13 protein-coding genes and 1 tRNA gene are annotated in these 14007 nt (G+C 70.3%); 12 read left to right on the forward strand and 2 right to left on the reverse strand.

What is annotated here, in order from left to right; genetic code table 11:
• Positions 1-44: 44 nt before the first annotated feature.
• The 4 genes from ACTB72_RS20480 (at position 45) to ACTB72_RS20495 (ending at position 4388) form a co-directional block, all read left to right on the forward strand.
• Complete coding sequence (locus ACTB72_RS20480) at positions 45-734, forward strand: TRAP transporter small permease (protein ID WP_463038875.1); 690 nt, start codon at positions 45-47, stop codon at positions 732-734.
• 53 nt (positions 735-787) lie between these two features.
• Complete coding sequence (locus ACTB72_RS20485; protein ID WP_463038886.1) at positions 788-2140, forward strand: TRAP transporter large permease; 1353 nt, start codon at positions 788-790, stop codon at positions 2138-2140.
• Positions 2141-2258: 118 nt separating this feature from the next.
• Positions 2259-3944 (forward strand): flavin-containing monooxygenase, encoded by a 1686-nt coding sequence (locus tag ACTB72_RS20490; RefSeq protein ID WP_463038876.1) that lies wholly within the window; start codon positions 2259-2261, stop codon positions 3942-3944.
• Positions 3945-3992: 48 nt separating this feature from the next.
• Positions 3993-4388 carry a (R)-mandelonitrile lyase gene (locus ACTB72_RS20495; RefSeq protein ID WP_463038877.1) on the forward strand — a complete coding sequence of 132 codons (396 nt, stop codon included), beginning with the start codon at positions 3993-3995 and terminating at the stop codon, positions 4386-4388.
• A gap of 168 nt (positions 4389-4556) precedes the next feature.
• On the opposite strand, the gene ACTB72_RS20500 is transcribed toward ACTB72_RS20495, so the two are convergent.
• A tRNA-Thr gene (locus tag ACTB72_RS20500) sits at positions 4557-4631 on the reverse strand.
• A gap of 145 nt (positions 4632-4776) precedes the next feature.
• On the opposite strand from ACTB72_RS20500, the gene ACTB72_RS20505 reads away from it, so the two are divergent.
• From ACTB72_RS20505 to ACTB72_RS20525, 5 genes are all read left to right on the forward strand, one after another.
• On the forward strand, positions 4777-4959 hold the full coding sequence (locus ACTB72_RS20505) for a hypothetical protein (protein WP_463038878.1): 183 nt from the start codon (positions 4777-4779) through the stop codon (positions 4957-4959).
• Positions 4960-5153: 194 nt separating this feature from the next.
• Complete coding sequence (locus tag ACTB72_RS20510) at positions 5154-5960, forward strand: SDR family oxidoreductase (protein ID WP_463038879.1); 807 nt, start codon at positions 5154-5156, stop codon at positions 5958-5960.
• Between the two features lie 174 nt (positions 5961-6134).
• Positions 6135-7037 (forward strand): SDR family NAD(P)-dependent oxidoreductase, encoded by a 903-nt coding sequence (locus ACTB72_RS20515; protein WP_463038887.1) that lies wholly within the window; start codon positions 6135-6137, stop codon positions 7035-7037.
• Positions 7038-7137: 100 nt separating this feature from the next.
• Positions 7138-7515 (forward strand): Zn-ribbon domain-containing OB-fold protein, encoded by a 378-nt coding sequence (locus tag ACTB72_RS20520; protein WP_463038880.1) that lies wholly within the window; start codon positions 7138-7140, stop codon positions 7513-7515.
• Between the two features lie 3 nt (positions 7516-7518).
• On the forward strand, positions 7519-8694 hold the full coding sequence (locus tag ACTB72_RS20525; protein ID WP_463038881.1) for an acetyl-CoA acetyltransferase: 1176 nt from the start codon (positions 7519-7521) through the stop codon (positions 8692-8694).
• Positions 8695-8864: 170 nt separating this feature from the next.
• Here the strand turns inward: ACTB72_RS20525 and ACTB72_RS20530 are convergent, their stop codons facing one another.
• Positions 8865-9737 (reverse strand): IclR family transcriptional regulator, encoded by an 873-nt coding sequence (locus ACTB72_RS20530; protein WP_463038882.1) that lies wholly within the window; start codon positions 9735-9737, stop codon positions 8865-8867.
• Between the two features lie 229 nt (positions 9738-9966).
• Between ACTB72_RS20530 and ACTB72_RS20535 the strand changes: the two genes are divergently transcribed.
• From ACTB72_RS20535 to ACTB72_RS20545, 3 genes are all read left to right on the forward strand, one after another.
• On the forward strand, positions 9967-11490 hold the full coding sequence (locus tag ACTB72_RS20535) for a class I adenylate-forming enzyme family protein (RefSeq protein ID WP_463038883.1): 1524 nt from the start codon (positions 9967-9969) through the stop codon (positions 11488-11490).
• 111 nt (positions 11491-11601) lie between these two features.
• Positions 11602-12774, forward strand: a complete 1173-nt coding sequence (locus tag ACTB72_RS20540) for an acyl-CoA dehydrogenase family protein (protein WP_463038884.1) — start codon at positions 11602-11604, stop codon at positions 12772-12774.
• A gap of 269 nt (positions 12775-13043) precedes the next feature.
• Positions 13044-14007: tetratricopeptide repeat protein (locus ACTB72_RS20545; protein ID WP_463038885.1), on the forward strand; the 964-nt coding region annotated here is incomplete at its 3' end.

Below are 14007 nucleotides of genomic sequence, written 5' to 3' on the forward strand. Positions count from 1 at the left end.
GGTATATCCGCGCCGTTCGCCGGCGTCGACGCGAAAGGAACCCCATGGCGGGCGTGGGAACAGCCGGGACGCATCCCGGCGAAACGGGCGGCGGCGGAGGCGGGCCGCTCGGCGCGATCTCGGGCCAGCTCGCGAGGCTTGAGGATTTTCTCAACGTCGTGGCCGCGGTCACGATCTTCGTGCTGATGCTGGCGACCAGCATCTCCATCGCCTGCCGCATCGCGGGGTATCCGATCCCCGGCTACCTCGACGTGTCGCAGCAGGCCATCGCCATCTTCGCCTTTCTCGGCGCCGCCTACGGCCAGCGCCTGGGCGCCCATATCCGAATGGAGCTGGTGATCGGCGCCCTGCCCGGCCGCCTGCGCTGGCTGGTCGAGGCGCTGGCGAGCTTCGTGGGCCTCTGCCTGATCCTGGTGCTGATTCGCTATTCCTGGGAATTCTTCCTCAACGCCTACCTGATCGGCGATTCCACCGTCGACATCGAGTTTCCGACCTGGCCCGCCAAGCTGCTGGTCCCCATCGCCTTCTCGATCTGGGCCCTGCGCCTGATGCTGGAGGTGGCGGGCTATCTGCGTCTGGTGATCTGGCCCTCCGCCGTCCCCGTCGCCGTGCCGCTGCAGCTTTCCCCCGCCGAGGAGGCCGAGCGCGAGATTCGCGAAGCCGGCATCGGGCGCGACGAGATCGAGGCGGTCGCCGCCGCCAAAGCCCCCGCCGGCAAGGAGCGCCGCGAATGAACCTCACCGCGCTTTTCAACGGCCAGCCGGACGCGATCTTCGGCGTCGGCTACATGGACCCGACCGAGGTCGGCATCCTGTGCATGGGTCTGCTGCTGGTGCTGGTGCTCTGCGGCGTGCGGGTGGTGTTCGCCGCCGGCGTGGTGGGGCTGGTGGGACTGGTCGAACTGATCGGCTGGCATGGCGCGGCCTCGGCCGTGGGCCAGATCCCGTTCTCCAAGTCGGTCAGCTTCGTGCTCGGCCTGCTGCCGATGTTCATCCTGATCGGCTATCTCGCCTTCCATGCGGGGATGACGAGGCAATTGTTCGCCGCGGCGCGGGCCTGGATCGGCTGGGCACCCGGCGGCCTCGCGGTCGCCTCGGTCTTCGCCGCGGCGGGTTTCGCGGCGGTGTCGGGGGCGTCCGTCGCCACCGCCGCCGTCTTCTCCCGCGTGGCCATCCCCGAAATGCTGGCGGCAGGCTACAACAAGCGCCTCGCCGCCGGCGTGGTGGCCGCCGCGGGCACGCTCGCCTCGCTGATCCCGCCCTCGACCATCCTCGTGATCTATGCGGTCATCGTCGAGGAATCGGTCGGCGCGCTGCTGCTCGCGGGGTTCCTGCCGGGCGTGTTCTCGGCCGTGGTCTATGCGGTGATCATCGTGGTCTGGGCGATGATGAACCCCGACGCCGGCCCCCCGGTGAGGGGGATCGGCTGGGGCGAGCGGTTCCGCACCCTGCCGGGCCTGCTGCCCATCGCGTCGGTCGTGGTGATCATCATCTCCGCCGTCTACGGCGGCTGGGCGACGCCGACCGAGGCCGGCGCGCTCGGCGCCTTCGTGGTGCTGGTGGTGGCCTGGATCAATGGCATGCGCTGGCCGTCGCTGAAGGCGGCGCTGATGGAGACCTCGAAGCTCGTCGTCATGATCTTCTCGCTGATCTGGGGCGTGCTGATCTTCGGTCGGTTCCTGGGCTTCTCGGGCCTGCCGGAGGCGTTCGCCACCTGGATCCTCGGGTTCGACGCGGATCCCTATGTGATCCTCGGCGGAATTCTGCTGGGCTATGTCGTGCTCGGCATGTTCATGGACGCCATCGGGCTTCTGCTGCTGACCCTGCCGGTGGTCTATCCGGCGGTGATGGCGCTGAACGGCGGCGCGGACGTGACCGCGGCGGACAGCGCCTTCGGGCTCAGCGGGGGTCAGGCCTCGGTCTGGTTCGGGATCATCGTGGTGAAGATGGCGGAGGTCTGCCTGATCACCCCGCCCATCGGGCTCAACTGCTTCGTGGTGAACGGGGTGCGGCCGGACATTCCGCTGTCGGATGTGTTCCGCGGCATCCTGCTGTTCTTCATCGCCGACGCGCTGACCATCATCCTGCTGATCGCCTTCCCGCAGATCATCACCTGGCTGCCGGACCTGATGTTCGGCTGAGCCCGCCCCCCGAGCCCCGCGCCGCCCGGCGCGTCGCGGGGCTTGCATTCGGCCCCGCCCCCGCGGCAGCCTCTCACCAACAGACGCCGTGACGCGGCGCGACGGGGAGGAAAACCGCATGACCGACATTCAGGATTTCGATGCGCTGATCGTGGGGGCCGGGTTCTCCGGCCTCTACCAGCTGCACCTGCTGCGCGACCGCCTTGGGCTCGACGCCCATGTGCTGGAGGCCGCCGACGGCGTGGGCGGCACCTGGTGGTGGAACCGCTATCCCGGCGCGCGCTGCGACAGCGAGAGCCACTCCTATTCCTATTATTTCTCGCGCGAGCTGCACGAAAGCTGGCAGTGGTCCGAGCGTTATCCGGGGCAGGAGGAGATCCGCGCCTATCTCGACCATGTCGCCGACCGGCTGGACCTGCGCCGCGACATCACGCTGTCGACCCGCGTGACCGCCGCGCGGTTCGACGAGGGCGCGAACCGCTGGACGGTGACCACCGAGGACGGGCGGCGCCTGCGCGCGCGCTGGCTGATCACGGCCGTCGGCTGCCTCAGCTCGGCCAACGTGCCCGCCATTCCGGGGTTGGAGACGTTCGCCGGCGAATGGCATCACACCGGCCGCTGGCCGCATGAGGGCGTGGATTTCACGGCCAAGCGCGTCGGCCAGGTCGGCACCGGCTCCACCGGCATCCAGGCCGCCCCGGTGATCGCGGAGACGGCGGCGGCCCTGACCGTCTTCCAGCGCACCGCCAACTATTCCGTCCCCGCCCGCAACGCCCCCCTGACCGAAGCGCGCAAGCAGGAGGTGCGCGACGGGTTCGACGAGATCCGCGACCTGATCCGCTCCACCCCCAACGGCCACCCGTTCCGCATCCGCACGGTCAAGGCGGCGGACCAGGCGCCGGAGACGCTGGCCGCGGATTATCAGCAGGCGTGGGAGGTCGGCGGGCTGCGGTTCCGCGCGGTCTATCATGACCTGCTGCTGGACCGGGCCGCCAACGACACCGCCGCCGCGTTCCTCAAGGCCAAGATCCGCGAGGTGGTGGCCGACCCGCAGACGGCGGAGATCCTGTCGGACATCGACCACCCCTACGCCGCCAAGCGCCCGCCGATCGACACGCATTACTTCGAGGCGTTCAACAAACCCCATGTCTCGGTGGTCGATGTGCGGGCCGATCCGATCAAGCGGATCACGCCGGAGGGGATCGAGCTCGAATCCGGCGCCGTGCATCCGCTCGACGTCATCGTCTTCGCCACCGGATTCGACGCGATGACCGGCCCGCTGCTCGCCATCGACATCGAGGGCGCGGGCGGGCGGCGGCTGCGCGACGCCTGGGCGGCGGGGCCGTCGACTTATCTCGGCGTCGCCGCGCCCGGGTTTCCCAACCTCTTCACCATCACCGGGCCGGGCAGCCCCTCGGTCCTGTGCAACATGCCGGTTGCGATCGAGCAGCATGTGGAATGGGTGACCGCGTGCATCGCCGCGATGACCGCGCGGGGCGTGGAGCGATTCGAGGCGAGCGCGGAGGCCGCGGACGCCTGGATGACCCATGTGGGCGAGGCCGCCGACGCCACCCTGCTGCCCCAGGCCGGCCATTCGTGGTATCTGGGGGCCAACGTGCCCGGCAAGCCGCGGGTGTTCATGCCCTATGCCGGCGGCATGGTCCGTTTTCGGGAGATCTGCGACGCCGTCGCCGCCCGGAGCTACGAAGGGTTTTCGCAGGGGCCGGCGGCCGCCTCGGGCGTGCCGGAAGTGCTGACCGAGTTGGTCGGCGCCCGCCGGCCAGTCGAGGCGCCGGGGGTCTAGCCCCCCGCCCGAAGGCCGCGCGCCCGGTTCCGCATCAAGGAGAACGACATGGATATCAGACGCGCCGGCGCCGCCCCCTCGCGGGCGGGGCCCGAGGAATGGTTCACCGGCCGGGTCCGGCTCGATCCCCTGTTCCAGGCCGAAGCGCCGGGTCGGGCCGGCGGGGCTGCGGTGACGTTCGAGCCCGGGGCCCGCACCGCCTGGCACACCCATCCGGCGGGGCAGACGCTGATCGTGACCGCGGGCCTCGGCCGCGTGCAGCGCGAGGGCGGCCCGGTGGAGGAGATCAGGCCCGGCGACGTGGTCTGGTTTCCGGCGGGCGAAAAGCACTGGCACGGCGCGGGGCCCGAGACCGCGATGACCCATATCGCCATTCAGGAAAGCGTCGACGGCTCGGCGGTCACATGGATGGAGAAGGTGGCCGACGCCGATTATCTCGGCTGAACGCTGCGGGGGGGCGGGCCGAAACTCAGGTCCGCCCGCCTCGCGGCCGCGCGAAAACCGCTCGCGGACCGGCTCGCGGGGTGGCTCTGGGGGATCGTCCGATCGGGGTCCATGCAGCGTTCTGGCCGGCGCCTGCGGCCCCTGGCGGCTTGGCCGGCCGGGGTCGAATGGTGCCGCAGGGGAGGATTGAACTCCCGACCTCGTCATTACCAATGACGCGCTCTACCACTGAGCTACTGCGGCGCTGCGGGGCGGGTAATGCCGCGTTCGGGCGCGGAGCGCAAGCCCCTCCGGCGCCGAATTCGCACGCGCGTCGCCACGGAAGGCGACGCGGCCCGCAACCCCGCCGCGCTGGACCGGGCGGGCGGGCGCCGCTAGACCCGATGGCATGACCGAAGATCCTGATTCAGACGACTCCCGGCCCGGCCCCGCGCCCTTCGACGCGAAGGCGGCGCGCGACGCGCGGCTCGCCGCCGCGCTCCGCGCCAATCTGCGCCGGCGCAAGGACCGCGGGCGCGCCCAGGCCGCGGCGGCGAAGGCCTCGCCGGACGATGACGGCGCGCAGGACTGAACGTCCCGCACCTTCCCCCCTCCGCTTTGCGGGCAATCGAAACCGCATAGCGGAACAAACCCCGTTGCGCTGCGGCCCCTCCCCCGCGATAGTGCGCCCGACGACAACCGGGCGGCGGCGCGAGCCTGCACGCCCAGGAGCAAATCCGGAGGAGACCCCATGTCCCGCACCCGCGCCTGGCGGAGCGTCGCCGCATGACCGCGCCCCGCTTCGATTTCTCGGGCAAGACCGTGTTCGTCGCCGGGGGCACCTCCGGCATCAACCAGGGCATCGCGGAGGCTTTCGCGAGGGCCGGGGCTTCGGTCGGGGTGTTCTCCCGTTCGCAGGACAAGGTCGACGCGGCCGTGGCCCGGCTGGAGGCGCTCGGCGCGCCCGCCTATGGCGCGGCGGGCGACGTGCGCGACCCCGCCGCCGTGCTGGCCGCGCTGAAGGGCTTTCACGACAAGGTCGGCGAAATCGACGTGGTGGTCTCGGGCGCCGCGGGCAACTTCCTCGCCCCCGCGCTCGACATGTCGCCCAACGCCTTCAAGACGGTGATCGACATCGACCTGCTCGGCACCTTCAACGTGCTGCGGTTGAGCCATGAATTCCTGCGCAAGCCGGGCGCGTCGCTGATCACCATCTCGGCCCCGCAGTCCACCGCGCCGACGGCCATGCAGGCCCATGCCTGCGCCGCCAAGGCCGGCATCGACATGCTGACCAAGGTGCTGGCGCTGGAATGGGGCGAACACGGGATCCGAGTCAACGCCATCGTCCCCGGCCCGATCGGCGGGACCGAAGGGCTGGAGCGGCTGGCGAATTCCCCCGACGCGATGGCGCTGATGCTGGCCCGCACCCCGCTCGGCCGGGTCGGCACGCTCGATGACTGCGCCAACATGGCGATGATGCTGGCGTCCGATCTCACCTCCTACGTCACCGGCGCGATCATCCCCGTCGACGGCGGGCGCACCATGACCGGCGGCGGCTCCTATGGCTCCAAGGTCCCCGCGCGCAACGCCTGAGGCGCACCCACAGGGCGCGGCCGGATCCCCGGCCCGCCCCGCCCGGGGATCCTTTCCCCGGCATGACGCAAGGGGCGCAAGAATGTCGCCCGCGCCGGATATTCTCCCTGCCGGCCGGTTATGACAGAGTGCCCCGCAATCCCATTCAGGGAGCAGGAGAGACACGTGAGCGGAATGGTCGAAGGCAAGGTCGTCGTGGTCACCGGCGCCGGCGGCGGCATCGGGCGCGACATCGCGCTGGCGATGGGCAAGAGCGGCGCGAAGGTCGTGGTCAACGACATCGGCGCGTCGCTGACCGGCGAAGGGCATGACGACGGCCCGGCCCAGCAGGTCGTGGAAGAGATCAAGGCGGCGGGCGGCGAGGCCGTGGCCAACACGGATTCGGTGTCCGAGCCCAAGGCCGCCGCCGGCATCATCCAGACCGCCATCGACGCCTTCGGGCGCATCGACGGCGTGGTCAACAACGCCGGCATCCTGCGCGACCGCTTCTTCCACAAGATGTCGGAGCCCGAATTCGACGCGGTCATCAAGGTGCACCTCTACGGCGCCTATTACGTCGCGCGCGCCGCGGCGAACCACTTCAAGGACCAGAACTCCGGCGCCTTCGTCAACATGACGTCGACCTCGGGCCTGATCGGCAACTTCGGGCAGGCCAACTATTCGGCCGCAAAGCTCGGCGTCGCGGCGCTGTCGAAGTCCATCGCGCTGGACATGCAGAAGTTCAACGTGCGCTCCAACTGCATCGCGCCCTTCGCCTGGTCGCGGATGCTCGACTCGATCCCCGCCAAGAACCCGGAGGAGGAGCAGCGGATCGAGCGCATGAAGAAGATGACCACGGCCAAGATCGCGCCGCTGGCCGTCACGCTGCTGTCCGACAAGTGCGACGTGAACGGGCAGATCTTCGCGGTCCGTTCCAACGAGATCTTCCTGATGAGCCAGCCGCGGCCCATCCGCTCGATCCACTCCGCCGAGGGCTGGACCCCGGAGACGGTGCTCGAGCACGCGATCCCCGCCCTGAAGGCCAGCTTCTACCCGCTGGACCGCTCGGGCGACATCTTCACCTGGGATCCGGTCTGACCGCACGCCCCATGCCGGGGGGCCCCGCGCCCGCCCCGGCCAATTCCGTCCGCCCGCGAAAGCCGGGCGGACGCCGCATGAATGACGGGAGGAGACCCCAATGAGCGAGATCGGCAAAGAGAAGGAATTCCGGGAGGCGATGGATGCCGGCAAGTGGCGCATCCAGCATTCGCCCTCGACCGGCGCCTATGTCTATTACCCGCGCGAGATCGCGCCGGCGACCGGCGCCGACGACCTGGAATGGGTCGAGCCCTCGGGCCTCGGCACGCTCTACAGCTTCACCGTGGTCAACCGCCGCGCCGAGCAGGGCGGGGCCTATAACGTGATCCTCGTCGACCTCGACGAAGGCCCGCGGATGATGGCCCGCCTGGAAGGCGTCGAGAACGACGCGATCAGGATCGGCGCGCGCGTCAAGGCGCGCCTGTCCGAGATCGGCGGCAAGCCCGCCGTGGTGTTCGACCTGGCCGAAGGAGCCTGACCCATGGCGAAACCCTCTGATCTGCGCGGCAAGGCCGCGGTCGTCGGCGTCGGCACCTATGGGTGCGGCGAGGCCCCGGGCAACACCGAAATGGACCTCGCCATCAAGGCCTCCAAGATCGCCATCGAGGATGCGGGCCTGACGCTCGCCGACATCGACGGCATCGCCACCTGCTCCACCTCCAACGCCATGTGGCCGCTGGCGGTGATCGAGCAGCTGGGCATCAAGCCGAGCTTCATCGAGGGCACCTGCATCGGCGGCTCCTCCTTCGTCGAGCACATGCTGCCCGCCGCGATGGCGCTGGAATACGGCATCTGCAACGCGGTGCTGGTCTGCTACGGCTCAGTCCAGAAGACCGGCGAGATGGACCGCAAGGCGATGGCCCAGGCGCGCTCCGCCATGGCCGCCTATGACTACGAGTCGGTCTACTCGCCCCCGATGCCCGTCGGCGCCTACGCCATGGCGGCCCAGCGCCACATGCACCAGTACGGCACGACGCGCGAGAACCTGGCCGAGGTGGCGGTGGCCGCCCGCAAATGGGCGAACCTCAACCCCGAGGCCTACATGCAGGGCGACCTGTCGGTGGCCGACGTGATGAACGCCCGGCCCGTGGCCACCCCCTTCACCGTGCGCGACTGCTGCCTGGTGACGGATGGCGGCGGCGCCTTCGTGATGACCAGGGCGGATCGCGCCAAGGACCTGAAGAAGAAGCCGGTCTACATGCTCGGGGCCGGTTCGGCCGCCTGGCATTCCAAGATCACCAACCTGCCCGACCTGACCGTCACCTGCGCCTCGCAGTCGGGCAAGGAGGCCTTCGCCATGGCCGGGATGACCCCGGCCGAGGTGCAGCACCTGATGCTCTACGACGCCTTCACCATCAACCCGGTGCTGTTCCTCGAAGACCTCGGCTTCTGCCCGAAGGGCGAGGGCGGGCGGTTCGTGTCGGACGGCCGGATCGCGCCGGGCGGCTCGCTGCCGCTCAACACCAATGGCGGCGGGCTGAGCTGCGTGCATCCGGGCATGTACGGCGTCTACACGGTGATCGAGTCCGTGCAGCAGCTGCGCGGCGAGGGCGGGGCCCGTCAGGCCGGGACCATCGACGTGTCGCTGGCCCACGGCAACGGCGGCGTGCTGTCGAGCCAGTGCACCGCGATCCTGGGCACCGAAGCCGCGCTCTGATCTTCGCGCGACGCTGAAGCCGAAAGGGGCGGGCCATCGCGGCCCGCCCCTTTTTCGTCGCGCCCGTCGGCCCCGCGTAGGGCGGGTGCGAACCCGCCATTCCCCGCCCGCCGGATCCCACCGGCGTAGGTCGGGTGCGAACCCGCCTTCCTCGCCCGCCGGATCCCCCCTTACCCCGCCCGATTGCGCGTGAGCCCCCGGCTGAGATGCACCAGCCGCGGCCCGAAATCCTCGACCATCTGCTCGGGCGCCAGCGCGAAGGCCGGGCCGCCGACGGTGAGCGCCATGCGGGTCGCGCCGTCGAGATCGGAGATCGGGGCCGCCACCGCCCGCACATCCTCGCGCCATTCGCGGTCCACGTAGCAGAACCCGCGGTCGCGGATCTCGGCGATCGAGTCGAGGATGCGGGCCTTGAGGTCGGGCCAGTCCGCCCCGAAACGCCCCTCGAAATGCGCGAACATCGCCTCGCGCTCGTCATCCTCCAGCGAGGACAGATAGGCCCGCCCCGCCGCCGATTGCGGCATCCCCACCCGGGACCCGATGTCCAGCAGGAGCGCGTCCAACGCCGAGGACGAGCAGGCCGAGACGTAGATCATCATGTCGCCGTCCGGGCTCGACAGCGCCACCGATGCGCCGGTGTGATCGGCGAGGCGCTGCATCCGCTCCTGCGCCATCTGGCGGATGCCGATATTGGCCAACACCGGGTAGGCGATGGCGAGCAGCGCGGGGCTGGGCTGGTAACGGCCGTCCGTCTCCGACTGGCGCAGGTAGCCGAGCTGGGTGAGCGTGTAGGTCAGGCGCGTGACGGTGGCTTTCGGCAGGCCGGTGCGGGCCGAAAGCTCGGCGTTGCCCAGGGGACCCTGCCCCGGGCGAAAGGCGTGCAGCAGCTCGAAGGCGCGGGCGAGCGACCATACGAACTTGCGGTCCTCGCCGTGGCGCGCGGCCAGTTCGGCGTCGTTCAGGCGCAGCGGGATGCGGCGCGTCGCCAGTCCCGGCCGCCGCGCCCCCTTGCGCGCCGCGCCGGCGTCGATATCGGTCGCCAATGCCCTCGTCTCCCTGTTTCTGCCGGTCGGCCGGTTTTCCAGGCCGCCGACTATTGTTTTCACGTCTGAAATCCGCGCCGCGACGAGGCGACGGTCCGGTGGACGCCACGGGCGCGGCTCGGCGCGACGTCGCGCCTCCCTGCGCGCCGTGCGTTTCGCATAGCGGAACCTTAGCGGCTCTGCTAATCGGATGCGAAACAAATATCGGCGCGGGAGGCGCGATTCCGACATGACCATGGCCACCACCTCCATCGCCGCCGAGGTTCAGCGCCCCGGCGAGTTCCCCGCCATCTGGGCGCAGCGTCGCCCCGCTGCGCTGGCGCTGGTCAGCTCGCGCGGGTCGCTGACCTGGGCGGGCCTGGAAACCGCCATCGAACGGCTCCGCGCCGAGCTCTCCGCCCGCGGCGTCGGCCCGGGCGACCGGGTGATGATGGTGACCGAGAACTGCGCGGCCACCGCCGCCGCGCTCTGCGCGCTCAACCGGCTCGACGCCTGGACCACGCTGGTCAACGCCCGCATGTCGGCGGCCGAGATCGACGCGCTGATCGCCTTCGCCGAGCCGCGGCTGGTGCTGTTCGCTACCGGCGATTCGCCCGCCGCCGCCGCCCATGCCGGCCGGTTGGGCGCCCTCGCCTGGTCCGACCCCGACCTCGGCGAGATCTCTGCCGTAACCGCCGGCGACCCCAAGCCCGAAACGCTGGGCCCGGTCGCCGAGCGCGTGGCGCTGATGATGTTCACCTCGGGCACCACCGGCACCCCCAAGGGGGTGATGCTGTCCAACGCAGCGCTGATCTATCAGGCCCATTCCCAGGGCCTCAGCCGCGGCCTGAACACCGAGGACGAGGTCTGGTGCATCGCGCCGCTGTCGCACATGACCGGGCTCGCGTCGAACCTGCTGTCGGCCTTCGCCTGCGGCGCCGTGCTGCGCCTGCCCGACCGCTTCGAGGCGAAGTCGACGGCGGAGGCGATCCGCGCCGGCGAAGTCACCTTCATGGTCGCCGTGCCCCAGGCCTTCACCCGCCTGCTCGACTGGGCCGAGGCCGAGGGCCTGAGCCTGCTGGAAGGCTCGCGCCTGCGGGTTCTGGGATCTGGCGGCGCGCCGCTCGACCCCGTCCTCCAGCGCCGGGTGAAGGCGGAGCTCGGCGTTTCGGTCGGCAACGGCTATGGCTGTTCGGAGATCGTGCCCATCGCCCGCGTCCCCCCCGGGGTCGAGACCGACGCCAACGTCGTCGGCCTCCCCGCCCCGCAGATCGAGGTGCGCCTGGTAGGCGACGACGGCGCGGACGTGCCCGACGGCGAAGCCGGAGAGCTCTGGGCCCGCGGCCCCGCCCGCATGATCGGCTATTTCCGCAACCCGGAGGCGACGGCCGAGGTGATCCGCGAGGGCGGCTGGCTCGCCACCGGCGACGTGGCGATCCGCGATCCCGACGGCATGCTCCGCATCGTGGGCCGCAAGAAGGAGCTGATCATCCGCTCGGGCTTCAACGTCTACCCCTCGGACGTGGAGGCGGTGATCGCCGACCACCCCGCCGTCGCCATGGTCGCCGTGCTCGGCCGCCCCGTTCCCGGCAACGAAGAGGTGGTGGCCTTCATCCAGGCCAAGCCCGGCCAGCCGGTCGACGCCGTCGAGATGGCCGCATGGCTGCGCGAGCGCCTCAGCCCCTACAAGCTGCCCGCCGAAATCAAGCTGGTCGAACTGCCCATCGGCCCGACCGGCAAGATCCTGAAAAGCGCGCTGAAAGCGTCGCTCTGATCCGCCGCGCAGGCAAGGGACGCGCCCGGCGCGTCCATGCCGCGCGATTGCCGCCCCCGGGCGGACTGACTAAGACAACGGTCAATGACCGAAAAGGCGAGGAGAACGCACATGAGCGTCGGTGTTGACGACGATATCTTCGAGGCGCTGCTGGACACGGTGACCCGATTCACCCGTGAGCGGCTGATCCCCAACGAGGCCCGCGTCGAGGCCGAGGACGAGATCCCGCCCGAGATCGTCAAGGAAATGGCGGAGATGGGCCTTTACGGCATGTCCATCTCCGAGGAATACGGCGGGCTCGGCGTCTCCACCCTGCAGGAGGCCCGGCTGGTCGAGGCGCTGTGCTACGCCTCGCTGTCGTTCCGGTCCCTGATCGGGACCAATGTCGGCATCGGCTCGCAGGGCATCCAGATGCACGGGACCGAGGCGCAGAAGCGCGAATGGCTGCCCAAGCTCGCGACCGGCGAGGCGTCGGCCTCCTTCGCGCTGACCGAACCCGACATCGGCTCGGACGCGGCCCACATCAAGACCACGGCGAAGCGGGACGGCGATCACTTCGTGATCAACGGGTCGAAGCGCTACATCACCAACGCGCTGCGCGCCTCGGTGTTCACGCTGATGGCCCGCACCAACCCCGACATCGACGGCGCGGGGGGCGTGACCGCCTTCATCGTGCCGGCCGACACGCCGGGGCTGACGGTGGCCAAGGCCGACCGCAAGCTCGGCCAGAAGGGCACCAAGACCTCGGACATCTTCCTCGAGAACGTGCGCGTGCCGGTCGAGAACATCATCGGCGGGCCGGATCGCGAGGGCATGGGCTTCAAGACCGCGATGCGGGTGCTGGACCGGGGGCGGGTGCATATCTCGGCCATGTCCACCGGCACGGCGCAGCGGATGCTGGACCTCGCCACCGATTACGCGATCAGCCGCAAGCAGTTCGGCAAGCCGATCTGCGAGCATCAGCTGGTGCAGGGCCTGCTCGCCGACTGCCAGACCGAGATCGCGGCGGCCCGCGCCCTGACCCGGGCCACCGCGGTTCTGTATGACGCGGTGGGCGCGGCCCCGATGGAAGCCGCATGCTCCAAGTATTTCTGCTCGGAGATGGCCGGGCGGGTCGCCGACCGCTGCCTGCAGATCCACGGCGGCGCCGGCTACATGGCCGAATACGATATCGAGCGGCTTTACCGCGACGTGCGCCTGCTGCGGATCTACGAGGGCACCTCGCAGATCCAGCAGATCGTCATCGCGCGCGGAGTGATCAAGAACCGCATGGGCGCCAACTGAGCCCAACCGGCCCGAACCGCCCAGGCAGAACGACGGGGCCGCCCAAGCCGGGCGGCCCCGTTCGCATTTTCGCCCTCGCCCGTCGCGAGGGCGTGACCCGCGACACGTTGAATTTTCGGCCCTGCAGGGCCATTCTCGGAGCCCCGCCCCCCGTCCGCCCGGCTTGTTCGCGCGGCGCGGAACGATATAGTCCGCGGCACCCATTCCTCGGGCGACAGCGCCCGGCCGACGCCGCCCAATCGACGCAACGGACTGACAGGACCTCGCACATGCGCAAACCGCTCCTCTCCCTGCTCGCCGCGGCCACCGCCGCCGGTCTGGCCGGGGTCGCGGATCGACCGGCCAGGGCCGCGTCGATGGACCCCTTCACCGAGCAGCAGCAGACGGACGAAGCGCTCAATCACGCGATCCGGCTGTATCGCGACGGCGCTTACGAAGAGGCGGAGAAGGTCGCGCGCACCTTCCTGCGCTTCAACCCGTCCTCCGCCCAGGCCCATGAGGTGCTGGGCGCCATCCTCGGCCGCATGGACCGGGAGGAGGAGGCGCTGGCCGAAATCGATCTCGCCATCCGCATGAACCCCGCCACCGCCAGCGCCTATGTGAACCGCGCGGTGCTGCTGGTCGCCAAGGGCGAGGTGGAGGAGGCGCGCCTCGCGCTCGAGACGGCGGTGGAGCTCGATCCGAAGCTTTACGGCGCCCATTCGCGGCTCGGCCGGATCTACGAGGCGCTCGGCCGTCCCGACGAGGCGCTGCCGCATTACGAGATCGCGGCGCAGGAGCCCCCGAAGCTGGAACCGGGGAGCCGGGTCAATCTCGGCGCGCTCTACAACGCCCGCGGCGAGTTCGACAAGACCGTGTCCCTGCTGTCGCTTTGGCAGCGCGACCGGGACGTGGGCGTCGACGTTCACCGGGTGCTCGCCGAGGCGATCCTGGGCCAACAGCGCTTCGAGGCCGCGGTGCGCCAATACGAGCTCGCGCTCGCCATCGCTCCCGACGACCTGCAGACCCGGCTCGGTCACGGCGTCGCCCTGCGCGCCATGGGCGAGCCGAAAGAGGCGATGGCGATCTTCGAGAAGCTGGCCGAGGAAGTCCCCGACAGCCCGGCCCCCATCGTGCAGATCGCCGAGACGCAGCTCGCGACCGGCGAACGCGACAAGGCGCGCGCGACCTTCCAGAAGGCCATTGCGATGGCCAGCGCCCCCGCCGCGATCGAGGCGCGCTACGCCGCCGTGC

The sequence above is a fragment of the Albimonas sp. genome (assembly GCF_055129145.1).

Coding starts and splice junctions, on each gene's coding strand:
- ACTB72_RS20480 (WP_463038875.1), top strand. CDS start 45: ATGGCGGGCGTGGGAACAGCCGGGACGCATCCCGGCGAAACGGGCGGC.
- ACTB72_RS20485 (WP_463038886.1), top strand. CDS start 788: ATGGACCCGACCGAGGTCGGCATCCTGTGCATGGGTCTGCTGCTGGTG.
- ACTB72_RS20490 (WP_463038876.1), top strand. CDS start 2,259: ATGACCGACATTCAGGATTTCGATGCGCTGATCGTGGGGGCCGGGTTC.
- ACTB72_RS20495 (WP_463038877.1), top strand. CDS start 3,993: ATGGATATCAGACGCGCCGGCGCCGCCCCCTCGCGGGCGGGGCCCGAG.
- ACTB72_RS20505 (WP_463038878.1), top strand. CDS start 4,777: ATGACCGAAGATCCTGATTCAGACGACTCCCGGCCCGGCCCCGCGCCC.
- ACTB72_RS20510 (WP_463038879.1), top strand. CDS start 5,154: ATGACCGCGCCCCGCTTCGATTTCTCGGGCAAGACCGTGTTCGTCGCC.
- ACTB72_RS20515 (WP_463038887.1), top strand. CDS start 6,135: ATGGTCGAAGGCAAGGTCGTCGTGGTCACCGGCGCCGGCGGCGGCATC.
- ACTB72_RS20520 (WP_463038880.1), top strand. CDS start 7,138: ATGAGCGAGATCGGCAAAGAGAAGGAATTCCGGGAGGCGATGGATGCC.
- ACTB72_RS20525 (WP_463038881.1), top strand. CDS start 7,519: ATGGCGAAACCCTCTGATCTGCGCGGCAAGGCCGCGGTCGTCGGCGTC.
- ACTB72_RS20535 (WP_463038883.1), top strand. CDS start 9,967: ATGACCATGGCCACCACCTCCATCGCCGCCGAGGTTCAGCGCCCCGGC.
- ACTB72_RS20540 (WP_463038884.1), top strand. CDS start 11,602: ATGAGCGTCGGTGTTGACGACGATATCTTCGAGGCGCTGCTGGACACG.